The organism is Pseudomonas sp. CK-NBRI-02, from assembly GCF_008124495.1.
Taxonomy (GTDB): domain Bacteria; phylum Pseudomonadota; class Gammaproteobacteria; order Pseudomonadales; family Pseudomonadaceae; genus Aquipseudomonas; species Aquipseudomonas guariconensis.
On the sequence record NZ_VSJH01000001.1, the window covers coordinates 145,280 to 169,064 of the forward strand.

The 23,785-nt window shown below is 63.3% G+C and carries 19 protein-coding genes, 1 pseudogene and 1 riboswitch; of the genes and pseudogenes, 7 read left to right on the top strand and 13 right to left on the bottom strand.

Translation table 11 applies throughout. From position 1 onward, the window contains the following. The first annotated feature begins 245 nt into the window (after positions 1-245). Positions 246-974, top strand: a complete 729-nt coding sequence (gene cysZ, locus DQ397_RS00690) for a sulfate transporter CysZ (RefSeq protein ID WP_043213846.1) — start codon at positions 246-248, stop codon at positions 972-974. 60 nt (positions 975-1,034) lie between these two features. Here cysZ and DQ397_RS24865 read toward each other — a convergent pair whose 3' ends face one another. Together DQ397_RS24865 and DQ397_RS24870 are read right to left on the bottom strand one after the other, a co-directional pair. Further along, positions 1,035-1,466, bottom strand: a complete 432-nt coding sequence (locus tag DQ397_RS24865) for a methyl-accepting chemotaxis protein (RefSeq protein WP_372240715.1) — start codon at positions 1,464-1,466, stop codon at positions 1,035-1,037. 162 nt (positions 1,467-1,628) lie between these two features. Beyond that, positions 1,629-2,396 (bottom strand): annotated as a pseudogene (locus DQ397_RS24870) (PAS domain-containing protein); the annotation flags it as partial. Positions 2,397-2,530: 134 nt separating this feature from the next. On the opposite strand from DQ397_RS24870, the gene DQ397_RS00700 reads away from it, so the two are divergent. Further along, the gene (locus DQ397_RS00700; protein ID WP_148921444.1) at positions 2,531-3,748 is read left to right on the top strand and encodes a glycosyltransferase family 1 protein; all 1,218 of its coding nucleotides are present in this window, start codon (positions 2,531-2,533) and stop codon (positions 3,746-3,748) included. A 177-nt stretch (positions 3,749-3,925) separates the two neighbouring features. Here the strand turns inward: DQ397_RS00700 and DQ397_RS00705 are convergent, their stop codons facing one another. Next, positions 3,926-4,408 (bottom strand): glutathione peroxidase, encoded by a 483-nt coding sequence (locus tag DQ397_RS00705; protein ID WP_043213841.1) that lies wholly within the window; start codon positions 4,406-4,408, stop codon positions 3,926-3,928. Positions 4,409-4,555: 147 nt separating this feature from the next. Next, on the bottom strand, positions 4,556-5,041 hold the full coding sequence (locus DQ397_RS00710) for a peptidylprolyl isomerase (protein WP_043213838.1): 486 nt from the start codon (positions 5,039-5,041) through the stop codon (positions 4,556-4,558). Here DQ397_RS00710 and DQ397_RS00715 point away from each other — a divergent pair. Together DQ397_RS00715 and pta are read left to right on the top strand one after the other, a co-directional pair. Beyond that, positions 5,040-5,342 (top strand): DUF3565 domain-containing protein, encoded by a 303-nt coding sequence (locus tag DQ397_RS00715; RefSeq protein ID WP_043213835.1) that lies wholly within the window; start codon positions 5,040-5,042, stop codon positions 5,340-5,342. The genes DQ397_RS00710 and DQ397_RS00715 overlap by 2 nt on opposite strands. Before the next feature lie 31 nt (positions 5,343-5,373). Beyond that, positions 5,374-7,464 (top strand): phosphate acetyltransferase, encoded by a 2,091-nt coding sequence (gene pta, locus DQ397_RS00720; protein ID WP_043213833.1) that lies wholly within the window; start codon positions 5,374-5,376, stop codon positions 7,462-7,464. A gap of 46 nt (positions 7,465-7,510) precedes the next feature. Here pta and DQ397_RS00725 read toward each other — a convergent pair whose 3' ends face one another. From DQ397_RS00725 to DQ397_RS00765, 8 genes are all read right to left on the bottom strand, one after another. Continuing rightward, complete coding sequence (locus DQ397_RS00725) at positions 7,511-8,230, bottom strand: OmpA family protein (protein WP_043213831.1); 720 nt, start codon at positions 8,228-8,230, stop codon at positions 7,511-7,513. A 95-nt stretch (positions 8,231-8,325) separates the two neighbouring features. After that, complete coding sequence (locus DQ397_RS00730; RefSeq protein ID WP_043213829.1) at positions 8,326-8,970, bottom strand: MBL fold metallo-hydrolase; 645 nt, start codon at positions 8,968-8,970, stop codon at positions 8,326-8,328. A gap of 205 nt (positions 8,971-9,175) precedes the next feature. Continuing rightward, positions 9,176-9,868, bottom strand: coding sequence for a sensor histidine kinase KdpD (locus DQ397_RS00735; protein WP_043213827.1), 693 nt, complete (start codon positions 9,866-9,868; stop codon positions 9,176-9,178). Continuing rightward, positions 9,865-11,472, bottom strand: a complete 1,608-nt coding sequence (locus DQ397_RS00740) for a tetratricopeptide repeat-containing response regulator (RefSeq protein ID WP_043213825.1) — start codon at positions 11,470-11,472, stop codon at positions 9,865-9,867. The genes DQ397_RS00735 and DQ397_RS00740 overlap by 4 nt, the downstream gene beginning before the upstream one ends. Before the next feature lie 149 nt (positions 11,473-11,621). After that, the gene (locus DQ397_RS00745; protein ID WP_148921445.1) at positions 11,622-14,336 is read right to left on the bottom strand and encodes a LuxR C-terminal-related transcriptional regulator; all 2,715 of its coding nucleotides are present in this window, start codon (positions 14,334-14,336) and stop codon (positions 11,622-11,624) included. Positions 14,337-14,568: 232 nt separating this feature from the next. Then, positions 14,569-15,933 (bottom strand): DUF1329 domain-containing protein, encoded by a 1,365-nt coding sequence (locus DQ397_RS00750; RefSeq protein WP_043213821.1) that lies wholly within the window; start codon positions 15,931-15,933, stop codon positions 14,569-14,571. Positions 15,934-15,957: 24 nt separating this feature from the next. Continuing rightward, positions 15,958-17,820: a DUF1302 domain-containing protein gene (locus DQ397_RS00755; protein WP_043213820.1), complete on the bottom strand. Its 1,863-nt coding sequence runs from the start codon at positions 17,818-17,820 to the stop codon at positions 15,958-15,960. A gap of 311 nt (positions 17,821-18,131) precedes the next feature. Next, entirely contained in the window at positions 18,132-19,814 is a 1,683-nt protein-coding gene (locus DQ397_RS00765) for a fatty acid--CoA ligase (protein WP_043213818.1), read from the bottom strand. Between the two features lie 226 nt (positions 19,815-20,040). Here DQ397_RS00765 and DQ397_RS00770 point away from each other — a divergent pair, with 226 nt between their 5' ends. From DQ397_RS00770 to DQ397_RS00780, 3 genes are all read left to right on the top strand, one after another. After that, entirely contained in the window at positions 20,041-21,006 is a 966-nt protein-coding gene (locus tag DQ397_RS00770) for a 2-hydroxyacid dehydrogenase (RefSeq protein ID WP_043213816.1), read from the top strand. 50 nt (positions 21,007-21,056) lie between these two features. Next, entirely contained in the window at positions 21,057-22,055 is a 999-nt protein-coding gene (locus DQ397_RS00775) for a class I SAM-dependent methyltransferase (protein ID WP_043213815.1), read from the top strand. A 39-nt stretch (positions 22,056-22,094) separates the two neighbouring features. Then, positions 22,095-22,214, top strand: a riboswitch (yybP-ykoY riboswitch). Positions 22,215-22,305: 91 nt separating this feature from the next. Continuing rightward, positions 22,306-22,890: a TMEM165/GDT1 family protein gene (locus DQ397_RS00780; RefSeq protein ID WP_177343710.1), complete on the top strand. Its 585-nt coding sequence runs from the start codon at positions 22,306-22,308 to the stop codon at positions 22,888-22,890. Positions 22,891-22,948: 58 nt separating this feature from the next. On the opposite strand, the gene DQ397_RS00785 is transcribed toward DQ397_RS00780, so the two are convergent. Further along, positions 22,949-23,764 (bottom strand): M48 family metallopeptidase, encoded by an 816-nt coding sequence (locus tag DQ397_RS00785; RefSeq protein ID WP_043213812.1) that lies wholly within the window; start codon positions 23,762-23,764, stop codon positions 22,949-22,951. Between the last annotated feature and the right edge of the window lie 21 nt (positions 23,765-23,785).

The following is a 23,785-nucleotide window of genomic DNA, read 5'->3' on the forward strand; positions in this document are numbered from 1 at the left end:
GCTTGGGGAAGCCTATGACGCGCAGATCCGAAACCAAAAAGTTGAGCGCACTGTAGCGAGGTCGCAGAGATTAAGGAAATATCCTTCGACAATCCACCTTATAGGCTGCCTCTATCTCCCGACCGAACCGATAGAAAATCTTCCCTCGCTTTTGTTACAGCCCGTTGCTCCCGCACCAGGCGGCTTTCGTCGAGGCCTCAAACTCGGTAAGGTCAGCGCGTTTTCCCCTGATCCGGAGCGTCTCGATGCAAGCCCCTGTCCTCTCTGGCCCACAGTACCTGCGCGAAGGGCTGAAACTGGTCATGAGCCCCAGCCTGCGCCTGTTCGTGCTGCTGCCGCTGACAGTCAACCTGTTGCTGTTCGGCGGGCTGATCTACTTCGCAGGGCATCAGTTCAGCCTGTGGGTCGATACCCTGATGCCCACCCTGCCGAGCTGGCTGAGCTTTCTGACCTACATTCTGTGGCCACTGTTCGTCGCCTTGGTGATCCTCATGGTGTTCTTCACCTTCACCCTGGTGGCCAACGTCATCGCCGCGCCCTTCAATGGGTTTCTGGCCGAAAAGGTCGAGGTGGTGGTCCGCGGGCAGGATAACTTCCCCGCGTTCAGCTGGGGCGAGCTGATCGCCATGGTGCCACGCACCTTCGGCCGTGAAATGCGCAAACTAGGCTACTTTCTGCCACGGGCCATCGGCCTGTTCATCCTGTCTTTGATCCCGGTGGTCAACGTGGTGGCCGCCCCGTTGTGGCTGATCTTCGGGGTCTGGATGATGGCCATCCAGTACATCGACTACCCGGCGGACAACAACAAGATGAGCTGGCAGGACATGCTCGCTTGGCTGCGCGAAAAGCGCTGGCAGTCACTGGGCTTTGGCGGCATCACCTACCTGGCGCTGATGATCCCGCTGGTGAACGTGGTGATGATGCCAGCCGCCGTGGCGGGCGCGACCTTGTTCTGGGTACGCGAGCGCAGCTGACCTTGCGAGGGGGCGTACTGCGCCCCCTTCGCGGCTAACCCCACCCCACGGTGCGGGGCATCAATGATTCAGCTGGTTGGAAAACTGCCCTACCGCATCCACCACCTTCTTCGCCCCGTCCTGGATTTCGACGATCACGCTGCCGGTTTCGGCAGCCAGGGTCAGGCCTTGCTCGGCCTGGCGCTTGCTGGTGTCGATGATGTCCACCGCCGCCTGAGCCAATTGTTCGTTCTGCTGCACTACCTTGGCGATCTCGTCGGTGGCGGTGCTGGTGCGCGAGGCGAGCTGGCGCACTTCGTCGGCGACCACGGCGAACCCGCGTCCCTGCTCCCCCGCGCGCGCCGCTTCGATGGCGGCGTTGAGCGCGAGCAGGTTGGTCTGCCCGGCAATGTCACTGATGGTCTTGATGATCGAGCCGATCACCCGGGACTGGGTGTCCAGCGCCTGGATGCCCTGGGCGGCATCCTGCATGGAGCTTTCCAGACCGCGCATGACATCGACGGTCTGGGTGACCACCTCAGTGGCCTTGCGGGCACTGGCGTCGGTACCCAGCGAGGTGTTGTAGGCGATGTCCGCAGCCTGGGCGACGGCGATTTCCTGGTTGACTTGGTCGGTGATCACGGTGGCGAATTTGACCACTTTGTAGAGCACGTCATGGGCATCGATGATCGGGTTATAGGAAGCTTCCAGCCACACGGTCCGGCCATGGGCATCGACACGCTTGAAACGGTCGGCAACGAATTCGCCCCGGCGCAGCTTGTCCCAGAACGCCTGGTAAGCCGGCGAATTGGCCTCTTCCGGTTCGCAAAACATGCGGTGTGGTTTGCCACGCACCTGCTCCAGGGTGTAACCCATCGCGTTGAGGAAGCGGTCGTTGGCGGTGAGCACTTCGCCTTGCAGGTTGAACTCGATCAGGGCGGTGGAGCGCATCAGGGCCTTGATCAGGCTCTCGTGCTCGCGGGAGGCCTCGATGGTGCGGGTCAAGTCGCTCGAATGCATGCTGAAATGCTTGATCCGCCCATCGCTGCTCTTGACCGGCTGCAGGATCGAGCGCAGCCAGGCTTCCTCGCCGTTGCCGCGTAGCAGGCGGAACGCGCCGTTGAGGTGTTCGCCACGGGTGATGGCGCCTTTCATGCGGTGATAGAAGTCCAGCTCCTTCACATGAGGCGGCACGATTTCTTCGATGTTGCGCCCGATCAACTGCCCGGCGCTGTACAGCATCTCCTTTTCGAAGTTGCTGTTGACCGACTCGATGCGCCCGTGGGGGTCGAGCTGAAGCACCAACATCTCGCTGTCCAGGCTGCTTTTGACTTGCTCGACGGACATCAGGTCCTCGCGCAGCTGTTGGATTTCTTTCTTGAGTTTGCTGTTGAACATGACCGCTCTCCCGGAGCGTACCTCGAGTGTCGAATACATCTGCATCGGCTGGTCCTGGGGGATTCTTGAGCACCCCAAAGGGGAAATTTCCAAGCATTTTTCCCTTCAAAAAAATGGCGTCACCCGGCCGTCACAATGACGTCACAGAACCGCAACGCGGCGGGTGGAAACTTTTTGTCATGAATAGACCGCCCCTACGTATCACCCTTGTCAGCGAGACGTTTCCACCCGAGATCAACGGCGTGGCCAATACCCTCGGACGCCTCATCGAAGGGCTGCGCCAACGTGGTCATCAGGTCGAGCTGGTGCGCCCAAGACAGGCCAGCGACACCTCGCAGCGTGAAGGGGATGATCTGCTGCTCTGCCGGGGCTGGCCACTGCCGGGTTACCCAGGCCTGCAATGGGGCGAGATCACCAAGCGCACACTGCTGCGCCGCTGGCGCAAGCACCGCCCGGACGTGCTCTACATCGCCACCGAAGGGCCGCTGGGCCTCAGCGCACTGCGTGCGGCGCGGCAGTTGGGGGTTGCCGTGGTCAGCGGCTTTCATACCAATTTCCAACAATATTCGCGGCAGTACGGCCTGGGCCTGCTGACGCGCCTGCTCACTCATTACCTGCGCTGGTTTCACCGGCGCACCGCCATCACCCTGGTGCCGAGCGCGAGCCAGCGCCTGGAGCTGGAGCGCCGTGGTTTCGAGCGCCTGGCGCTCATGGCCCGCGGCGTCGACGCCTGCCTGTTCAATCCGGCCCGGCGCAGCCAGGCGTTGCGCGAGCGCTGGGGCCTGGGCGCGGACGACATTGCCGTGCTGCACGTGGGGCGGCTGGCCGCAGAGAAGAACCTAGGGCTGCTTGCACCGTGCATGGAGGCCTTGCGCAAGGCTTATCCACAGCGCCGCATGCGCCTGGTCATCGTCGGCGACGGCCCCCAGCGCGAAACGCTCGAACAGCAGTTGCCCGATGCCGTGTTCTGTGGCGCCCAACGGGGCGAGGTATTGGCCGAGCACTATGCCAGCGGTGACTTGTTCCTGTTTCCGAGTCTGACCGAAACCTTCGGCAACGTTGTTCTCGAGGCCCTCGCCTCGGGCTTGGCGGTGGTTGCCTATGACGAAGCAGCGGCCGCCCAGCACATCCGCCACGGGCACAGCGGCGCGTTGGCAATGCCGGGCGACCAGGCGGCGTTCATCGACGCGGCCTGCTGGCTGATGGAAGAGCAGGAAACCTTGCGCACGGTACGTCTGAATGCCCGCCAGCACGCCAGTCGCCAGGGCTGGCCGGCGATCGTCGAGCAGTTCGAAGGGTACCTGGCTAGTGCTTGTCGCCAGGCAGGAATGATGAACACTCAGCCTGTAAAGACAGATCTGGCGATCAAGCGAGGCTCGACCACACCGCGCAGCTGAGCGCTCGTCGGACTCAAAACGGTGGTCCATTCGCGAGTAAACCCGCTCTCACAGGCCTGCGCCGGCCTTCAGGCTGGCAGAGCCCCTGGGGGAGCGGGTTTACCCGCGAATGGACTGCGCAGTAGGGCCGCCGTTGTTTGGCGACTCGCAGGACTGAAGCCCCGAATCAAATAGGACTCAGGCCAGCGCCTTCTCGATCGCCTGGACCACCGTCGGGTCATCCGGTGTGGTACGCGGTGCGAAACGAGCCAGGACCCGGCCATCCTTGCCGACCAGGAATTTTTCGAAGTTCCAGGTGATATCCCCGGGGAATTCAGCCCCCTCACCCGCCAGCAGGCGGTACAGCGAATGACGCTGCGGCCCGTTGACTTCGAGCTTGGCCCCCAACGGGAAGCTCACGCCGTAGTTGAGGCTGCAGAACGCCTGGATTTCCTCCTCGCTGCCCGGCTCTTGCCCGGCGAACTGGTTGCAAGGCAAACCGAGGACGTTGAAGCCTTTGTCCTTGTAATCCTGGTACAGGTTCTCCAGGGCTTTGTATTGCGGTGTCAAACCACACTTGGAGGCGACATTGACCACCAACACCACCTGGCCCTTGAACGGTGCAAGGGGCAGATCCTCGCCGTTCAGCGCCTTCAACGTCAGGTCGTGAAATGCACTCATGATGACTCCCCTCTCAGGTTCCCGGTTGTCGCAGGGGCGAAAGGCGCCCACTAAAAAGGCGCGCGGCCAAACCGTCCACACCTTCCCCAAGGAAGGCAAGTCGGCTTGCCCGAGCGCCTGGCGACTCTCTGAGCTTAGCGCAGAAAATCAGTGGTGATGGCCACCTTCACCGTGGATGTGGCGGTGAGCGATTTCTTCGTCGCTGGCGTCACGCACATTGACCACCTTGACCTTGAAGCTCAGGCGCTGGCCGGCCAGCGGGTGGTTGCCGTCGACAGTGATGTCGTCGCCGTCGATGTCGCGGATGGTGACGATCTGCATCTGGCCGTCCGGTGCCGAAGCGTGGAACTGCATGCCCACTTCCAGTTGATCAACGCCTTCGAACAGGCTGCGGTTGAGGGTGCTGACCAGTTCGGCCAGGTACTCGCCGTAGGCCTCTTCAGGCTCGACGCTGACGTTCAGTTCGTCGCCGGCCTGCTTGCCTTCCAGGGCTTTTTCCAAGCCTGGAATGATGTTGGAGGCACCGTGCAGGTACACCAGCGGAGCACCGCCGGCGGAACTGTCGATGACCTCCCCGGCGTCGTTGGTCAGGGTATAGTCGATGGAGACAGCCTTGTTGGCGGCAATCAGCATGGGGCAAGACCTTTTGCAAAAGAATGTAGAGCGAATAAGTGTAACCAAGGCATCGCCCGATTGCGAACGCCCCTCGGACATTGAGCGCCCCGTCAGTCGGGTGACTGGGTTTCACCAGGACGAAGACGGCCACTGGGTGGTTGAGCTTTCCTGCGGCCATACCCAGCACCTGCGCCACCAACCGCCCTGGCAGGCCAGGCCCTGGGTGCTCGATGCCCAAGAGCGCGAACGGCGCATCGGCCAGGTATTTGCCTGCGGCTGGTGCGCCCAGGGTACCGATAGCGATACCCTTGGCCGTTGATCCCTTGCACCGCTTATTTCGAGAAGCACGCATGCAGACATTTTTCATCGCGCCGACAGATTTTGGTGTCGGCCTGACATCCATCAGCCTCGGCCTGGTCCGCACCCTCGAGCGCGGCGGCCTGAAGGTCGGCTTCTTCAAGCCGATCGCCCAGCACCACCCTGGCGACACAGGCCCGGAGCGCTCCAGCGAACTGGTCGCCCGCACCCACGGCATCCGCCCGCCCACACCCCTGAGCCTGGCCCAGGTCGAGCGCATGCTCGGCGATGGCCAGTTGGACGAGTTGCTCGAGGAAATCATCCGCCTGTACCAGCAGGCGTGCATCGGCAACGACGTGGTGGTGGTCGAGGGCATGGTGCCCACCCGCCATGCCAGCTACGCGGCCCGGGTCAACCTGCACCTGGCCAAGAGCCTGGACGCCGAGGTGATCCTGGTGTCGGCACCGGAAAACGAAGTACTCAGCGAGCTGTCCGGCCGTGTCGAACTGCAGGCCCAGCTGTTCGGTGGTCCGCGCGATCCGAAGGTGCTCGGCGTGGTCCTGAACAAGGTTCGCACCGAAGAGAGCATGGCCGACTTCGCCACCCGCCTGCGCGAACACTCGCCCCTGCTGCGCGGCGATGACTTCCGCCTGCTCGGCTGCATCCCCTACCAGGCCGAGCTCAATGCCCCACGGACCCGCGATGTGGCCGAGCTGCTAGGCGCCCAAGTGCTCAATGCCGGCGACTACGAGCAGCGGCGCATGAACACCATCATCATCTGCGCCCGCACCGTGGCCAACACCGTGCCGCTGCTCAAGCCGGGCACGTTGGTGGTGACGCCGGGTGACCGCGACGACATCATCCTCGCGGTGAGCCTGGCGGCGATCAATGGGGTCCCGCTGGCGGGCCTGCTGCTGACCAGCGACAGCAAGCCGGACCCTCGCATCCTGGAACTGTGCCGCGGCGCCCTGCAGGCCGGCCTGCCGATCCTGTCGGTGAGCACCGGCTCCTACGACACCGCCAATCGCCTCAACTCACTCAACCGCGAAATCCCAGTCGATGACCGCGAACGCGCCGAGTTCATCACCGACTTCGTCGCCAGCCACCTGGATGCCGCCTGGCTGCATCAGCGTTGTGGCACACCACGCGAGTTGCGCCTGTCACCGGCGGTGTTCCGCTACCAGTTGATCCAGCGCGCCCAGCAGGCCAACAAGCGCATCGTCCTGCCCGAAGGCGCCGAGCCGCTGCTGGTGCAGGCCGCCGCCATCTGCCAGGCGCGGGGCATCGCCCGTTGCGTGCTGCTGGCCAAGCCCGAGGACGTCCAGGCGGTCGCCCGCGCCCAGGGCATCACCCTGCCACCGGATCTCGAGGTGCTCGATCCGGAGTTGATCCGCGGCCGCTACGTCCAGCCCATGGTCGAGCTGCGCAAGAGCCGGAATCTCAACGCTCCCATGGCCGAACAGCAACTGGAAGATCCAGTGGTGATCGGCACCATGATGCTGGCGCTCGACGAGGTCGACGGGCTGGTGTCAGGGCTGGTCCATTCGACTGCCAATACCATCCGCCCTGCCCTGCAATTGATCAAGACCGCACCCGGCAGCAGCCTGGTGTCGTCGGTGTTCTTCATGCTCTTCCCCGAGCAGGTGCTGGTCTACGGCGACTGCGTGATGAACCCGCACCCCAGCGCTGCGGAACTGGCCGAGATTGCCAGGCAGAGTGCCGAATCGGCCCAGGCCTTCGGCATTGCCCCACGCGTGGCGATGCTCAGCTACTCCAGCGATTCGGCCGCCAGCGACGAGGAAGTGGAAAAGGTACGTGAGGCCACCCGCCTGGCGCAGCAGGCCGAGCACGATCTGGTGATAGACGGCCCGTTGCAGTACGACGCCGCCGCCAACCCCGAAATCGCTCGTCAGCTGGCTCCGGCAAGCCCTGTGGCCGGGCGGGCGACAGTGTTCGTCTTCCCGGACCTGAACACCGGCAACACCACGCACAAGGCCGTGCAACGCAGCGCCGACTGCGTCAGCCTCGGCCCGATGCTGCAAGGGTTGCGCAAGCCGGTGAACGACCTGCCACGCGGGGCTCAGGTAGACGATATCGTCCACACCATCGCCTTGACCGCGATTCAGGCCAGTACCGTGCGCTGAAATGAACAGGGGCCGCTATGCGGCCCCTGTCATGTGGGTCTGACGCTTACGGGTACTGCTGGACAGTGCCCTGCTGATCGTACTGCTGACCCGGAATCGGCTTGAGGTTGACCTCTACACGACGGTTCTGCGCACGGCCATTGGCGTCGGCGTTGCTGGCGATCGGCTGGTCCGGGCCCATGCCGCGCACGCTGACGCGGGACGGGTCGACGCCCTGGGAAGTCAGATAGCTGCTGACGGCCTGGGCGCGACGCTGGGACAGGTCCATGTTGTGCTGGCGGCTGCCGGTGCTGTCGGTGAAGCCGACCACCTCGATGGTGTTCTGGTTGAACTGCTTGAACGAGTTGGCCAGGTTGTTCAGCGGCGAGTAGAAGCTTGGGGAGATGTTCGCCGAATCAGTGGCGAAGGTGATGTTGCCCGGCATGATCAGCTTGATCTGGTCGCCTTGGCGCTGCACTTCGACACCGGTATTGGCCATCTTGGCGCGCAGCTCGGCTTCCTGTTTGTCGGCATAGTAACCATAGCCAGCAGCGGCGGCGCCCACTGCGGCGGCGCCGATCAGCGCGCCCTTGCCACGGTTGTTGTGATCGATGGCAGCGCCGGCGATGGCACCGGCCAGCGCGCCCAGGCCACCATACTTGGCGGTCTTGCTCATCCCGGTGGAGCCCTGCGCCTGGCCCTGGCTGTCATAGGGGTTCTGGCCGGCACAGCCGGTCATCAGGGCAGCAGCGGTAGCGACGATAATCAGACGACGCATGGTGAACATGGACAAGCTCCTACAGAAATTCGAAAGTGCAAAAGGTCGTGGATGGCCCTATGCCAGCCTTGGACCGAAGCGAGGCGGAATAATTCCGTGAAACCTCACGCCCGCACGAAAGGATTTTCGCGCATTTCGTCGCCAAGACGAGTATCCGGGCCATGGCCGGTCACCACCACCGCTTCCTCGTCCAGGCGATAGAGCCGCTCCTTGATGGAACGGACGATCGCCCGCTGATCCCCACCCCACAAATCGGTGCGACCGATTCCCCGGCGGAACAACGTATCACCTGCGATCAGCAGCTTGGCATCGGCGAACCAGAAGCTCATCGAGCCCGGTGTGTGTCCCGGCGTATGCAAAGCCACACCGCAGCCACAGGCCAGTTCCTCGTCGTCTCCCAACCAGCGGTCCGGTGGCGGCACCGGCGTGTAGGGCACGCCGAACATCTGGCATTGCATCTGAAGGTTGTCCCACAAAGGCTGGTCGTCCTTGTGCAGATGCAAGGTCGCGCCAGTCAGTTCCTTGAGTTTGCCCGAGGCGAGGAAGTGATCGAAGTGGGCATGGGTGTGGATGATGCTCACCAAAGTCAGGCCATGGGCCTGCAGGCGGGCGAGAATCTTTTCCGGATCGCCCCCCGGGTCGACCACGATTGCCTTCTTGCTGATCGGATCGCCGATCAGAGTGCAGTTGCACTGCAACGGGCCGACGGGGAAGGTTTCCCGAATGAGGCTGGGAGATTGGGGATTCATGTGCGTTTGGTCCTGCTTGCGTTCAGGCAGAAACCATACAAGAAAAACCCCAGGCTCCCCATACCAACAACAGAGAACTGAAGAGCAACTGTCTCGCTTCGTGGCGCCTTCTTCGCGGGTAAACCCGCTATCTGGCCCGCGTTGCCCCTTGCGGGGGTGGGTTTACCCGCGAACGAGGCTTATACAAAACGTGTTCGACACAGCATCAAGGCAAATACAACCGGAACAAACCGCCCCCCAGCACCCCGCCGTTGCTGATCTCGATCCGCCCGCGCACGCCATTGCGCTCGTGCAGGGCGGCGATGCGGGCGGCGAAATACAGACCAAGGCCTGTGCTGCCGGTGCTCGAGTCGATGCCTTGGACGTAGTCCTGCTGGCGTTCGAGCATGCGCTGTGGATAACCGGGGCCATCGTCGTTGACGCTGATCACCAGTTGCTCTCCCACGTCTTCGATGCTGATCTGCAAGGCGTGACCGGCATGGCGAATGGCGTTGGTGAGGACGTTGCCCACCACCGAAGCGACCAGCTCGCGGTCAAAGAAACCCAGCGGGCTTTCGGTCTCCAGGCGCCAGGTGGCGAGAATGTCGCGATGCTCCAGCACCTCCTGCTGGGCGGCGAGCTGGGCTTCGATGAAGTCGTCCAGTTCGTGGTAGTCCGGGCAGATCGGCAACTGGTTGATATCCAGCTTGTACAGGCCCAGCAACTGCACCAGCATGCCGTTGAGGTGGCGAAACTCATGCTCCATCACGCCTTGCTCGCTGCCGCCGTGCAGCACTTCGGGCAGCCGCGCCAGCCATTGGTCGTGGGCCTGGATCAGCGCCGACAGCGAGTTTTTCATGTCATGCACGGTAGACGCGATCACCGTGGAGAAATCCAGCCCCTGCTCGTCTCGATTCATGCGCCGAATACCCGGATATGCAGTTTGCGGTAGCGATCGTAGCGGTTGTCACTGGCCGGAATGCCGGCGACGCTCTGCAGGCAGTTGCGGCACTCCTGCATCAGTGCAGGCGCCGGGTTTTCGCCACCGATACGCAGCAGCGCCTGGGCGGTATTCAGTGCAATGCTGATGTTCTTGGGCTGCAACGCCAGCGCCCGGCGGAACATCTCCAGCGCCTCGTTGAGCTGGCCGCCCTGGTAGCTGCGCACGCCTTGGCGGTTGAGGTCCACCGCCTCGGTGACAGCACCGAGCACGCTGGGGTCGTCGGTGAGCTTGGCCACGCTCTGCATGACCTTGGGGTCGTCGCCGTAGGTTTCCACACAGCCCTTGAGGATGCTGGTGCCGGCCGAAGCCTGGCCGAGTTGCTGCAACTGCTTGGCCACGGTCAGGGCCGCTTCGACCGAGAAGAACTGGTCCATCTTCTCCAGGCGCTGCATGGCCTGCTCGGTGAGTTTGCCCGCCGTTTCCTCGTCACCGGCCTGTTGCAGACTGGCGGCTTTCATCAGTCGGGCACGCACCTGCAGGCCCTGGTCCTCGACGTTTTCCTTGGCCACTTCGCTGAGCACCGTGTTGATCTCGACGCGAGTGCGGGCATCCAGGCCATTGCCGGCGTTCTTGCTCATCAGCGCCTGGACCAGGCCCAAGTTACTCTCCGGGCTTTTATAACGAGAACTCTGGCCTTGGTTGACGGCGTGACGATAGGCCTTGGAGGCGCTCTCGAAGTCTTCGTTGTCCAGCGCCAGCTTACCCAGCGCCGCCTGCCGGCGTACCGCCAGGGGCGACAGGCGCACGGCTTCTTCGAGCATGTGCTGGGCCCGCTTGGTCTCGCCCTGGGCGACCAGCACTTCAGCCATGCCATCGTACAATCCCGGCATGATCGGGAACGCCTTGAGCGCCTGCTCATAGACACCCTGGGCCTGGGCATGCTGGCCACGCTTGTGCAGCAGGCTGCCAAGGGACGCATAGACCCACGGCTGGGGGCGACTGGCAAGGATGCTGGTGAGGAATTTTTCCAGCTCTTCGAAGCGGTTCAGGTCGCGCAGCGCATCAGCGCGATAGCGCAGGCACAGCGGGGCGAAGCGTGGGTCCTTCTTGCACAGCTCGGCGCAGGCCGCCAGCACTTCGGCAGGGCGTGCACGGTCCAGGGCCTGGAGAATCGGCTTGAGCAGGGTCTTGCGCTGAACGAGTTTTTCCAAGCGCTGGGCCAGACCCACCCGGTTGAACGGTTTGGTCAGATAGGCATCGGGCTCATGTTCGAGTGCGCTCAGGACGATGGACTGGCTGCTCTCGGCGGTGACCATGATGAACACGCATTCATGGCTGATCAGCTTGTCCAGCAGCAGGTCTTCGAGCACCTGCTGACCGTTTTTCTTGCCGTCGCCCAGGTGGAAATCCTGGAGGACGAAGTCGTAGCGCTTCTGCGCGCACATGCGCAAGGCTTGCTCGCCGCTGTCGGCGGTATCCACATCGCGCACCCCCAGCTCACGGAGCATGGAGCGGGTCGAGGTGCGAAAGTCGGTGAAGTCGTCGACGATCAGGAAGCTTTTTTGCCCGTACTGCAGCATCAACACGACCCTGTATTGGCAAGAGTTGGAGAATGGTCCGTGGCGATGCGTACCGCCGAACAGGCTATCGGCAGCGAGTCAGGAAAGATGAGCCCGCGATGGCCGCCCAGAAATAATGGCCATGAGCCATTATCCGACCCGATCCACGATCAGGCAAGCAGCCCCAGGCTCTTGGCCTTGGCCACGGCCTGTGTGCGACGCTCAACGCCAAGCTTGGCGTTGATGTGACTGGCGTGGGTCTTGACGGTATGCAGGGAGATGAACAGCCGCTCGCTGATCTGTTGGTTCGAGCAGCCTTGGGCGATCAACTCGAGCACCGCCAACTCGCGTCCGCTGAGCGCCTCGATGTTTTCCGCGACCACTGCGGGGCGCGGCAGGCGGGCGAGCAATTCGGCCTGGACTTGACAGGCCGGGCGTGTGGCCAGTTGCTCACGCAGCCAGTGGGGCTGCTGCTCGAGCAGTCGCTGGAACGGTTGCAACACGCCGCCCCGGGCGGCCTCGAGGGCTTGAGGCAGCAAGGCCGCCGCCTCCTGCTCCTGCCCCTCGGCCAGTAACAGCGACATCCATTGGCACAGGGCGTTGACGACCAGCATCATGCCGCCACTGGCCTGACCACGCTCCACCAGTGCACGCAGACGCTCCGCCGCCTCCTGAGGCCGCGCCAGCACGGGCTCGAGCAGCGACTGCTGCAACTCGATGTGCAGCGCCAGCAACGGGTGGAATTCCGGCGCCGCCGCCGGTCGTTCGCCGCCGTAGGTCTGGCCCAGGCGCAACAGCCAGGAGCCGGCCAGGTCGGTACGCCCCTGGGCCAGCCACAGCTCGCATTTCACCAAAGTGATCATGGCCAGGTAGAAGATCGGCGGCACATCCCAGATGTGCATCAACCGCTCGGCCTCGGCCAGTTCGGCGAAGGCCTCGGCGAACCGGCCCTCCCGACCGTCGAGCGAGGCGATCACACAATGGCCGATCAGCACGCTGATATCGCGGCAAGCCCGCGCCTCGCTGAGCCCGGCACGAAGCCGCGCGCGGCCTTGGGCGGGCTGCAGGCGCGAGACCAGCAGATACCCCTCATACAAGGTCAGCCGGGCGCGTACGGCATACAGGCGTTGCGCCGACAACCCTTGCAGACGCTGCAGGCCTTGATGCACTTCATCCAGGGCACGCAGCACCTCACCGCGGGCGTGCAGCACGCGCGCCCGATCGTAATGGGCCAGGGCCTCGAACAACGGATTGCCGACGCGCTGCGCCAACTCCAAGGCTTCTCGGTTCCAGCCTCGGGCCCGCCAGAAATCGCCATCGGCGATCGCCAGGTTGGATAGCGTCGATAGGCACACCAGACGCTGGCCATAGCGTTTGTAAGGCAGGCTGCGCAGTGCCTCGCCACAGTAGGCCAGGGTGCGCTGACGGTCCCCACGCCCCCGGGCGATCACCCCGCTCAATGCCAGCCACTGGGCGAGCATGGATTTCTGCGCAGTGGCCGAAGGGGCCGGCAGGAAACGGCTCAAGTGCGCCGCCAGCTCTTCGGCCGCATCAAGCTGGCACGCCAGGCCCAAGGCCCAGCTATACAGCACGATCAGACGCGGGGTGCTGATCAGCAGGCTGTCGGGCAGGTCCATCTTCCAGCGCAGCAGCATGCCGACGTTCTGCTCGGCCAGCAGTTGCTCTTCAGACAGGCTCTGCACCAGGTCGGCGGCTACGTCCAGATGCCCCGCGCGCAAGGCCTGCTCCACGGCCTCGTCGAGCAAGCCTTGGGCCTGAAACCAGCGGCACGCCCGCAGGTGCAAGGCGCCTAACGGCTGGCTGGATTGACGGCTGCGCAACAGATCGGAGAACAGATGGTGATAACGGAACCAGCGGCCATGTTCGTCCAACGGCACCAGAAACACCTGGTGGGCCTGCAGGTATTTCAAGATGCCGGCGCTGTCCTCGCGTTCGCGCAATGCATCGCACAGCTCAGCGCAGAAGCGCTCCTGGCAGGCGGTGTCATAGAGAAACGCCTGCACATGGGCCGGCAGGATCTCGATGACCTCTTCGAGCAAGTAGTCGCGAATCAGCCCTTCGCCGCCGTGCAAGGCCTGGGGCAAGGCGTTGTCCTCGCCGGACTCGCTGGCCGCCAGTTGCCAGAAACGCAGCCCGGCAACCCAACCGTCGCTGCGCTGGATCAAGTTGTCCAGCGCCTGCCCGCGCAGCCCTGTGGGTTGGCGGCCGATCACTGCCAAGGCTTCGTCGGGCGTCAGGCGCAGGTCCTGCTCATTGAGCTCGACCAATTGGCGCGACAGCCGCAACCGCGCCAGGTGCCAGTCAGGTCGCTGGCGGCTGGTGACCAGCAAGACCAGGCCGGTGGGCAAATGGTTGAGGAAGAACTGCAGGCAACGGTCCAGCACGGGCCCCTGGGCCAGGTGATAGTCGTCCAACACCAACAACAAAGGAGAGTCCGCCTGCAGGTAGAGCGCGAGCTCGTCGAGCAGGCCATCGAGCCACTGTTCGAAGGCGAACGGTTGATGGCGCTGACGCATTTTCAGCAGCCCCATGGCCTGGCCCCCCAGGGCCGGACAGAACTGCTGGAGGCCTTCGAGCAGGCGTTCAAGGAAGCGGCCGGGGTCAGCATCGCGCTGGCTGAGGCCAAGCCACAGGCTGCGCCACTGAACAGGTAAGGCCTGACAGAACTCGATAGCCAGGGAGCTTTTGCCGAAGCCCGCCGGTGCGTTGACCAGCAACAGACGCCCGTCGAGGCCCAACTGCAGGCGCTGGCACAGCCGCGACCTGGGCACATGGCCATCAGGCAGGGGCGGCCGGAAGAAACGCCCGTCCAACAGGCCGAAGGCCTGACTGGCAAATCCATGCATACGGGACAGGTCTGTCATGGCCGGCTCGTTCTGGGTGGAGGACTACGGCGGGTATGGATTGTTGCGAGACTAGCCGGTAACGCCGCTCATTTGAAGATGATGGCTGCGGTTGGCAAGAAAAAGACTACAACAAAAAGAAACAAGGCCGATGGCGGGAATGAGCAGGCATTGGATGCGTGAATGGCAGGCAGGGTGTGTAAACCTCTGGGGCTGCTTTGGCAGCCCCAGTGGCTTCAGGCGAAATCAGACCTCAACGCACGCCGTCCTGGCGCAGCGCCGCCGGTTGGAAGTCGCTCTTGCTGGCACTGAAACCGAAGTCGTAGGCGCGTTTTTCCTCGTTCTTCATGCCCAGCGCCAGGTAACGGCCCGATTGCAGGTCGTAGATGGTCTCCAGGGTGTACCACGGCACTTGCACGTTGTAGTAGTCCTGGGCATGAGCCTCCGACACACGCCACAGCTGGCCACGGCCGTCGTACTGGTCGATCACCGCGGCCTGCCAGGTGTCCTCGTCGATGTAGAAGTCACGCTTGGCGTAGATGTGCCGCTGGCCAGGCTTCAAGGTCGCGACCACATGCCACACACGGCGCAGCTCGTAGCGGGCCAGGTCCTGGTTGATGTGCCCCGGCTTGAGGATGTCGGCGTACTTGAGGGTGGGCGAGTCGAGCTTGTAGCTGTTGGAGGCGATGTACAGCTCCTTCTTGCCTTCGAGCTTCCAGTCGTAGCGGTCCGGTGCACCGTTGTACATGTCCAGGTTGTCGGAGGTGCGCAGCCCGTCCGCGGCGGTGCCCGGCCCATCGTAGGACACCTGTGGAGCCTGGCGCACACGACGCTGGCCAGCGTTGTAGATCCAGGCCTTGCGCGGCTCCTTGACCTGGTCGAGGGTCTCGTGAACCAGCAGCACGGTGCCCGCCAGACGCGCCGGGGCGGTGACCTTCTGCTTGAAGTAGAACAGGATGTTGCCTGGGTTGTTCGGGTCGTAGTCCTTCATGCGGTCACGGAAGACGAACTGGTCCTGGAAGTACACCAGGCTGTAGGAGCCGTTCTGCTGGGGCGTGGCCTGGGTGACCAGGCGGGTCACGCTACCGCCACGGTAGCGAGTGATGTGGTTCCAGATCACCTCCAGACCGCTTTTGGGGATCGGGAACGGAATGGCGGTGCGGAAGTTGTTCAGGCCGTTGCCGCCTTCAACCAGCGTGGTTTTGGTGGCGTTTTCCTTGATGGCGGCGAACACTTCATCGGGCACGGTCGCGCCGCGGTGGGTCTTGTACACCGGGATCTTGTACGTGTCCGGGTAGCGCTTGAACATCGCCACCTGGCCTGGTGACAGCTTGTCCTTGTACTGGTCGACGTTTTGCGCGGTGATGGTGTAGAGCGGCTTGTCGCTGGCATAGGGGTCGGACAAAAAGCCCTTGGCGTCAGCGCTGCCTGCAGTCTTGGACAGCGGCTCCCACGGGCCGATGGAGCCATCGGCATTGCCGGCCTTCTCTGCCCCCATTGGGGTCAGGCTGGCGCCCAGCTTGGCAGCCTCGTCGGCGGACACCGCGGCCATTACGCTGGTGGCCAGCAGGGACAGCCCCAGTACACCGGCTTTGAGCAGACTTCTGGTCTTGTTCATTGTTGTCGTCCTGGATCAGTGTGCTTAGAAGTTCACGCCAAAGCTCAGCGCCACGAAGTCGCGATCGTCCACGGTGCTGTACTTGCCATCGAAGAAGTTGGTGTACGAAAGGCTCGCCGTGTAGGTGTTCTGGTATTCGGCGTCCAGGCCCAGGCTGATGGCCTTGCGGCCTTCCTCGAAGTTGGCGCCAGGGCCTGGCGAATAACCCGAGACGTCATGGGACCAGGCCACGTTCGGCCGCAGGTTCACCCCGGCGAAGACATCGTTGTAGTCCCAGATGGCGCGGGCGCGGTAACCCCAGGAGGTCGTGGTGGTAAAGCCATCGTTCTCGCAGTTGCGGCTGATGTTGGCGGTGGAGCTGTTCAGGCCAGAGCCCCCGATGGTGCTGCCGTTGAGCGCTTCGCAGGTACCGTTGGGCAGATTGCCTGGGCCAAAGACCGGGTCGCGACCGTACCGCGCTTTGCTCGAGCTCTCGAGCCCGCCTACGTGGGTGACGCCCACTTCACCCACCACGGTGAGGCGGCTGGCACCCATGACCTGATCGAAGAAGTGGGTCAAGGTGGTCTGGAACTGAGTGATTTCCTTTCGGGTGTACCCGTGCAGGTCCTCGCCCGGCACGCCGGTGAGCACCGAGGCATCGGCGTAAGGGCCGCCCAGCGGACGCACGGCCGAGAAGAGGATGTCGGTGGTGTTCAACTGCACCGGAGCGTTGGGGCGGTAGCTCAGCTCGCCACTCCAAGCAGTGCCGGTGGGCAGCGTGGTGGAGAAGCTCAGGCCATACAGTCGGATATCCTCAGGGTATTCGACGAAGTATTTCGAGTTACCCGCGACGATGATCGGCGCCAGTCGACCGAAGTTGCCCGCTGCGGCATAGACCGACGCAGGTGCGCCAGTTGCGCTGAAGATCGGCGCACGGCTGTGGTAGTTCATGAAATACGCGCCGAACTCGGTATCCAGCGGCTCGAACATGTAGCGCATGGCCACGCCGAACTGGCCACTGTCGCGTGCATCGCGGTCCGGCCCACGGGCGACCTTCACGCCCTCCTGGTTGATATCCACCCCTTGGCTGGCCAGAAGGCCCAGCACCGGAGCCGGCAGGGAGCGGCTGCTGTTGAGCACGCGCAGGTTGTCGCTACAGCCATCGGCGATGATGTCGGCCTGGGAGAAGAAGGTGCCGCAGTTGTCGACGACCGTCTGGTCCCATTCGATCTGGTAGAAGGCCTCGGCCGACAGATTGTCGGTCAGGCTTTGGGAGATATAGAACATGTTGACCGGGATCAGGCCTTCCTTGATCTCGGCGCCAGGGCGGCGGAAGGCAGATACGTCGATCGGGTTGATCGCGTTGATGCCGCCACCGATGAAGGTGCTCTCACCCCAGCTGACCACCTGCTTGCCCAGGCGTACGGAGCCTGGCAGATCGCCGATGGAGTAGTTGTGGTAGACGAAGGCGTCGAGCAGCTCGGCGCCCGAGGACTTGGCGCCTTCCTTGCGATTGGAGTCGCTGATGTCCTTGAACTGGCGGTGCTCGTCCTTGAGTTCGAAGTCATACCAATACTTGCCCCGGACGAACACGCCGGTGTCGCCGTACTTCAATTCCAGGTCATGGATGCCCTTGAAAATCTTCGAAAAGGTCTCGCCCTTCTTGAAGTTCAGGTGGCCATCATCGGAGGTCTGGGACAAGCCCTTTCCACCGTTGTTGACCCCGATCAGGTTCTGGTTCGGATTGGCCGTTGACCAGCTGGCCCCGATGGAGAGCGACGAATCGAACTGGCCTTCGATTTCCCCGATGTTGAAGCTGACACCGAATGCGGGACTTGCGAGCGTGGAAGCGAGGCTGACGGCCAAGGGCAGCTTCGCCCGGCGCCAGAACAGGTTTGCAGATGTCATCGACGCTACTCCATGTACTTTATTGTTATGGCAGTGAGTCCTTTCAGAAACGGCCCGTGCGACCGGTGTGCAGGCTTGCGCCCGCGGCGCTGCGACTTGCGCGCAGTGCCTTGCCCCATTCCTGAAAATCACCTGGCCCCGACTATAGCCAGCAGGTCCGGGTGCTTGATCCCTCTAAAGTGTGATTTGTATTTCCTGGGCCGACGATGGCTTTCAGGACGCGCGCAAGCATGGCGCAATTTCAGCGTTTTACAAGCGCCAGCCGCTCTGGCCTGCGGGTCGCGCGCAGACGAGCGCGACCCGCAGGGAGGTTACAAGGTCGACAGAAACGCGCTGTTACTGGCCTGCCACTGGACGATGTCCTGGCGGATACGCTTCTTGTCGAGCTTGCCGACACTGGTCTTGGGAACTTCAGTAACAATCGCGATCTGGCTAGGGATCGCCCACTTGTTGATGTGCCCCTGCTCGACGAACGGCTTGAGGTGATCCTTGAGCGCCCGGGCATCGATGGCCTGCCCTTCGCGGACCACCAGCAAGGCGAATGGCCGCTCGCCCCATTGCGGGTCGGCCACACCGACCACCGCCACTTCGCGCACCGCCGGGTGGCGACTGATCAGGTCCTCGAGGTCGAGGGAGGAGATCCACTCGCCACCGGTCTTGATCACGTCCTTGATGCGGTCACGGATGTCGATGTAGCCCATGCCGTCGAGGGTGGCGACATCGCCGGTATGCAGCCAGCCGCCCGCCCACAGTTCCTCGCTCTTTTCGGATTCCTTGAAGTACCCCTGGGTCAGCCAGGGTGCGCGCAAGACCAGTTCGCCCTGGGTCTCGCCATCGGCTGGGAGGAAGTTGCCGTTACCATCGACGATCGCCGCCTCCACCAACGGTACCGGCACACCCGCCTTGATGCGGTAGGAAATACGCTCGTCCTCGCTGCCGGCCTGCAATTCGTCGTTGAGGTGGGCGCAGGAAATCAGCGGGCAGGTTTCCGACATTCCGTAGGCTGCGGTCAGCTGGATGCCCCGCGCCAGGGCCGCCTCATAGAGCGCCCTGTTGAGCGCGCTGCCGCCGATGATGATCTTCCAGCCGCCAAAATCCTCGCCTTGGGCAGACGGGCAATTGAGCAGCATTTGCAGGATGGTCGGCACGCAATGGGAGAAGGTGACCTTTTCCTCGCGCCACAGCTTCACCAGCATTTCCGGCTCGTAGCGCCCCGGATAGACCTGCTTCATGCCGAGCATGGTGGCCGCATAGGGAATGCCCCAGGCATGCACGTGGAACATCGGGGTGATAGGCATGTACACATCGTTGCTGCCCAGCAGGCGCACGCTGTCGATACTACCGGTGACCGACGCCTCGGCCAGGGTGTGCAGCACCAACTGGCGATGCGTGAAATACACCCCCTTGGGGTTGCCGGTGGTGCCAGTGGTGTAGAAGGTGGTGGCCACCGAGTTTTCGTCGAAATCGGGAAAGTCATAGTGTGGACTGGCCGCGGCGAGCAGTTGCTCGTACTCGCCGACCAGACTGGGCAGATCGGCCTGTTTGTCTGGCCCATCGGTCAGCAGGATGGTTTTGTCCACCGTGGTCAACTGGCCGGCGATGGCTTGGTAAAGACCGGCGAAGTCGCTGTTGACCAGCACCACGCGATCCTCGGCGTGGTTCATGGTGTAGAGAATCTGCTCCGGCGACAGGCGCACGTTGATCGTGTGCACCACCGCGCCAATCATCGGGATGGCGAACATGCACTCCAGGTATCGATGGCTGTCCCAATCCATCACCGCCACGGTATCACCGGCCTTGACCCCAGCCTCGGTCAACACGTTGGCCAGACGCGCGATGCGCTCGACCAGTTGCGGATAGGTCAGGCGCAACTGGTCGCGGTAGACGATCTCTCGGGTCTTTTCGTAGCGGCTGCCCGACATCAGCAGACGCTTGATCAACAGCGGGAAGGTATAGGCGCCCTCGGCGGGCTTGATGATACGCGTCTGCAACATAGGGATCCCTTATCTGCAATGCTGGCCGGAGAAGTCTGATGTCTACTCTAGAACGGTGACACTTTGGTCAAATCAGCCGAAGGAATGATTCGAAGGGATAAAGGTATGAGTGGCCTCGCCCCACACGCTTGACACTTTGCCAACCCGCCTTCAGCTTGATCGGCTGCGCTGTCGCGCAACGGCTGACCTGATCTGTCACCGCCCGAACCCCAGCCCGGAGCCCCTCATGCCTAGCCCGCGTCGCGCCGTCTTCCTCGATCACCAGTCCCTTGACCTGGGCGACCTCGATCTCGCGCCCTTGCAACGCCCCTTCGACAGCCTGCAGCTGTTCGCCTCTACCCAGCCGGAACAGGTCGCCGAGCGCCTGCAAGGTGCCACAGCGGTGATCAGCAACAAAGTAATGATCGACGCCGCGGCCATGGCGGCCAATCCACAGCTCAAGCTGATTCTGGTTGCCGCCACCGGCACCAACAATGTCGACTTGGCCGCCGCCCGTGCCCAGGGCATCACCGTGTGCAACTGCCAGGGTTATGGCACCCCATCGGTCGCCCAGCACACTCTGGCCTTGTTGCTGGCCTTGGCCACGCGCCTGTGCGACTACCACCAGGCGGTCAGCGAGGGCCGCTGGGCCACGGCCAGCCAGTTTTGCCTGCTGGACTTCCCGATCGTCGAACTGGAAGGCAAGACCCTCGGCCTGCTAGGTCACGGCGAGCTCGGCGGCGCGGTGGCGCGGCTGGCCGAGGCGTTCGGCATGCGCGTGCTCAGCGGGCAGATCCCCGGTCGCCCAGCCCGCGCTGAACGTTTGCCACTGGACGAACTGCTGCCTCAGGTCGATGCGCTGACCCTGCACTGCCCGCTCAACGAGCACACCCGCCACATGATCGGCGCGCACGAACTGGCTCAGCTCAAACCCGGCGCCCTGGTGGTCAATACCGCTCGAGGCGGCCTCATCGATGAACAGGCGCTGGCCGACGCCCTGCGCAGCGGCCACCTCGGCGGCGCAGCCACTGACGTGCTGAGCGTCGAACCCCCGGTCGATGGCAACCCCTTGCTGGCCCCGGACATCCCGCGTCTGATCGTCACCCCGCACAGTGCCTGGGGCGCGGTGGAGTCGCGCCAGCGCATCGTCGGCCAGTTGAGCGAGAACGCCCAGGCCTTCTTCGCCGGCCAGCCACGGCGAGTGGTCAGCTGAATCGGCAAGGGGCTCTGGTACACTGCGCGCTTTTTCAGGAGACGTCGTCCATGGACCCGCGCAGTGAAGTGTTGCTTCGCCAGGCCGAACTGTTCCAAGGCCCGCTGTTGCTCGCCGGGCTGCCCGCCGACGACCTGCTCGGCCAACTGCCGCAGGCTAGCGGCTGGTCCTGGCACGCCGGGGACCAGGCCCTGCTCGACAGCCGTTTCAGCGACCGCAGCCACTATGGCGTGCACGTGCCCGAAGTGGCCTTCGAGGCCGCCGTACTGTTTCTGCCCAAGTCGCGGGAGCTTGCTGCCTATCTGCTCAATGCCCTGGCGTCCCGCCTAGCAGGCCGTGAGTTGTATCTGGTAGGCGAGAAGCGCGGGGGCATCGAGGGCGCTGCCAAGCAGCTGCAAGCTTTCGGCAAGCCGCGCAAGCTCGACAGCGCGCGTCACTGCCAGCTGTGGCAAGTGACGGTGGACCATGCTCCGCAGGCCAAACCCCTGGAGAGCCTGGCCGAACGTTTCGAGCTGCCCCTGGAAGACGGCCCGCTGCAGGTCGTGAGCCTGCCCGGCGTGTTCAGCCATGGCCGTCTGGATCGCGGCACTGCCCTGCTGCTCCAACACCTGGACAACCTGCCGGCCGGTCACGTGCTGGACTTCGGCTGCGGTGCCGGCGTACTGGGCGCGACCATCAAACGCCGTTATCCACAGAGCCGCGTCACCCTGCTCGATGTGGATGCCTTCGCCGTGGCGAGCAGTCGGCTGACCTTGGCGGCCAATGGTCTGGAAGGCGACGTGATCAGTGGCGACGGCATCGATGCCGCGCCTACCGGGCTGAACGTGATCCTGAGCAACCCGCCCTTTCATACCGGTGTGCATACCAACTACCAGGCATCGGAGAACCTGCTGAAAAAGTCAGGTCTTCATCTGCAAAAAGGTGGGGAAATGCGTCTGGTCGCCAATAGTTTCCTGCGCTATCAACCGCTGATCGAAGGCGCCCTGGGCAATTGCCGGGTCTGCGCCGAGGCGGACGGCTTTCGTATCTACCAGGCCACACGCGGCTGAAAACAGGGCTTGCCGAAACGCATTCACCTAGGCAGAATCCGCACCGTCCTAGGGGAGTAGTCTCCCGCGAGCGCCCTGCTCGCCCGGCACGCGTCAACACACTTGGCCCACAGGCCATGGCGCGTGCGACCCACGGTCTGCGCAGACAGATCCAGGGTTTGACAAGACCTATGACACGCACACCTTACCCGGGGCGGGGAGGTCGTACGTGTCATAGCCGTGTCGACCCGCCCCCGTAGGAAACCTGATGCTGGAATCCCTGCTCGTCCCCACCGCAATCGTCGCCCTCGCTGAAATCGGCGACAAGACGCAATTGCTCGCCCTCATTCTCGCCGCGCGTTTTCGCAAGCCTTGGCCGATCATCGCCGGCATCATCGCAGCCACCCTCGCCAACCATGCCGCCGCCGGTGCCGTGGGCGCCTGGGTCAGCAGTTTCTTCAGCGAGACGGTATTGCACTGGATCCTCGCCGCGAGCTTCGCTGCAACAGCCCTGTGGACCTTGGTTCCAGACAAGATGGACGATGACGAAAACAGCGCCGCACGCCGCTTCGGCCCCTTCGTCACCACGCTGATCGCATTTTTCCTGGCTGAAATCGGCGACAAGACCCAGGTCGCCACGGTCATGCTGGCGGCCCAGTATCCTCACCTGATCATGGTCATCCTCGGGACCACCCTGGGCATGCTGATCGCCAACGTGCCGGTTGTGCTGGCGGGCAACTTCGCCGCCGAGAAGCTGCCACTGACACTGATTCGACGCCTGGCAGCGGCTGCATTCTTCGTACTGGCCATCGTCGCCGTGTACTCGGCCATGAAAGCCAGCGGCTGGGTGGGCTAAAAGCTGCAAGCTGCAAGAGAAGCGAGTCACGCCGTCCTTACAGCTTGAAGCTTGCAGCTTACTTCTTGGCAGCCTGGTAGAGCGGCATCACCTTCGGAATCGCCGCCTGCAGCGAGGCAATACGGCTGCTTGAGGCCGGGTGGGTGCTCATGAACTCAGGCGGCGCGCCTTCGGAGGCCTTGCTCATCTTGTTCCATAAGGTGATCGCGGCATTCGGGTCGTAACCGGCACGCGCCGCCAGCTCCAGGCCGATCAGGTCGGCCTCGTTCTCGTTGGCGCGGCTGTTGGGCAGGGTCATGGCGTAGTTCACCACGGTGTCCGCCAGGGCCATGCCGCCCTGACCCAGGCCGAACAGAGCACCGGCGCCTTGGCGCGCCATTTCCACCCCATAGGCCTTGGACATGGCTTCGCGGCCATGCTCGCGCAGGGCATGGGCGATTTCATGACCCAGTACAGCAGCAATCTCAGCGTCAGTGAGCTGCAGCTTGTCCATCAGGCCGGTATAAAAAATGATCTTTCCGCCCGGGCCACAGTTGGCGTTGAGCTCGTCGCTGTCGATCAGGTTGACCTCCCAGTTCCACTGCGCGGCGTCCGGCCGGAACTTGGGCGCCTGGGCGATCAGGCGGCTGGCGATGGCCTGGATACGCTTGGCCTTGGCGCTGCTCTTGTCCAGCTCACCCTTGCTCGAGGCCTCGCTGAGCGTCTGTTGATACGACTGGGCATACATCTGGTTGACCTGGTCGGTCGAGAGCATGCTGAACATGTACTGCTGGCGATCGACGCCCACGGCACCACCGCTGGTGGTATTCACTGCCTGGCAACCAGACAGCAGGATACTGGCGCCGATCAGGCTGGCAACGAATGAACTACGCATGAAAGCACTCCGTTTTTACAT

Coding starts and splice junctions, on each gene's coding strand:
- cysZ (WP_043213846.1), top strand. CDS start 246: ATGCAAGCCCCTGTCCTCTCTGGCCCACAGTACCTGCGCGAAGGGCTG.
- DQ397_RS24865 (WP_372240715.1), bottom strand. CDS start 1,466: ATGCGCGGTCTGGAAAGCTCCATGCAGGATGCCGCCCAGGGCATCCAG.
- DQ397_RS00700 (WP_148921444.1), top strand. CDS start 2,531: ATGAATAGACCGCCCCTACGTATCACCCTTGTCAGCGAGACGTTTCCA.
- DQ397_RS00705 (WP_043213841.1), bottom strand. CDS start 4,408: ATGAGTGCATTTCACGACCTGACGTTGAAGGCGCTGAACGGCGAGGAT.
- DQ397_RS00715 (WP_043213835.1), top strand. CDS start 5,040: ATGGGGCAAGACCTTTTGCAAAAGAATGTAGAGCGAATAAGTGTAACC.
- DQ397_RS00710 (WP_043213838.1), bottom strand. CDS start 5,041: ATGCTGATTGCCGCCAACAAGGCTGTCTCCATCGACTATACCCTGACC.
- pta (WP_043213833.1), top strand. CDS start 5,374: ATGCAGACATTTTTCATCGCGCCGACAGATTTTGGTGTCGGCCTGACA.
- DQ397_RS00725 (WP_043213831.1), bottom strand. CDS start 8,230: ATGTTCACCATGCGTCGTCTGATTATCGTCGCTACCGCTGCTGCCCTG.
- DQ397_RS00730 (WP_043213829.1), bottom strand. CDS start 8,970: ATGAATCCCCAATCTCCCAGCCTCATTCGGGAAACCTTCCCCGTCGGC.
- DQ397_RS00735 (WP_043213827.1), bottom strand. CDS start 9,868: ATGAATCGAGACGAGCAGGGGCTGGATTTCTCCACGGTGATCGCGTCT.
- DQ397_RS00740 (WP_043213825.1), bottom strand. CDS start 11,472: ATGCTGCAGTACGGGCAAAAAAGCTTCCTGATCGTCGACGACTTCACC.
- DQ397_RS00745 (WP_148921445.1), bottom strand. CDS start 14,336: ATGACAGACCTGTCCCGTATGCATGGATTTGCCAGTCAGGCCTTCGGC.
- DQ397_RS00750 (WP_043213821.1), bottom strand. CDS start 15,933: ATGAACAAGACCAGAAGTCTGCTCAAAGCCGGTGTACTGGGGCTGTCC.
- DQ397_RS00755 (WP_043213820.1), bottom strand. CDS start 17,820: ATGACATCTGCAAACCTGTTCTGGCGCCGGGCGAAGCTGCCCTTGGCC.
- DQ397_RS00765 (WP_043213818.1), bottom strand. CDS start 19,814: ATGTTGCAGACGCGTATCATCAAGCCCGCCGAGGGCGCCTATACCTTC.
- DQ397_RS00770 (WP_043213816.1), top strand. CDS start 20,041: ATGCCTAGCCCGCGTCGCGCCGTCTTCCTCGATCACCAGTCCCTTGAC.
- DQ397_RS00775 (WP_043213815.1), top strand. CDS start 21,057: ATGGACCCGCGCAGTGAAGTGTTGCTTCGCCAGGCCGAACTGTTCCAA.
- DQ397_RS00785 (WP_043213812.1), bottom strand. CDS start 23,764: ATGCGTAGTTCATTCGTTGCCAGCCTGATCGGCGCCAGTATCCTGCTG.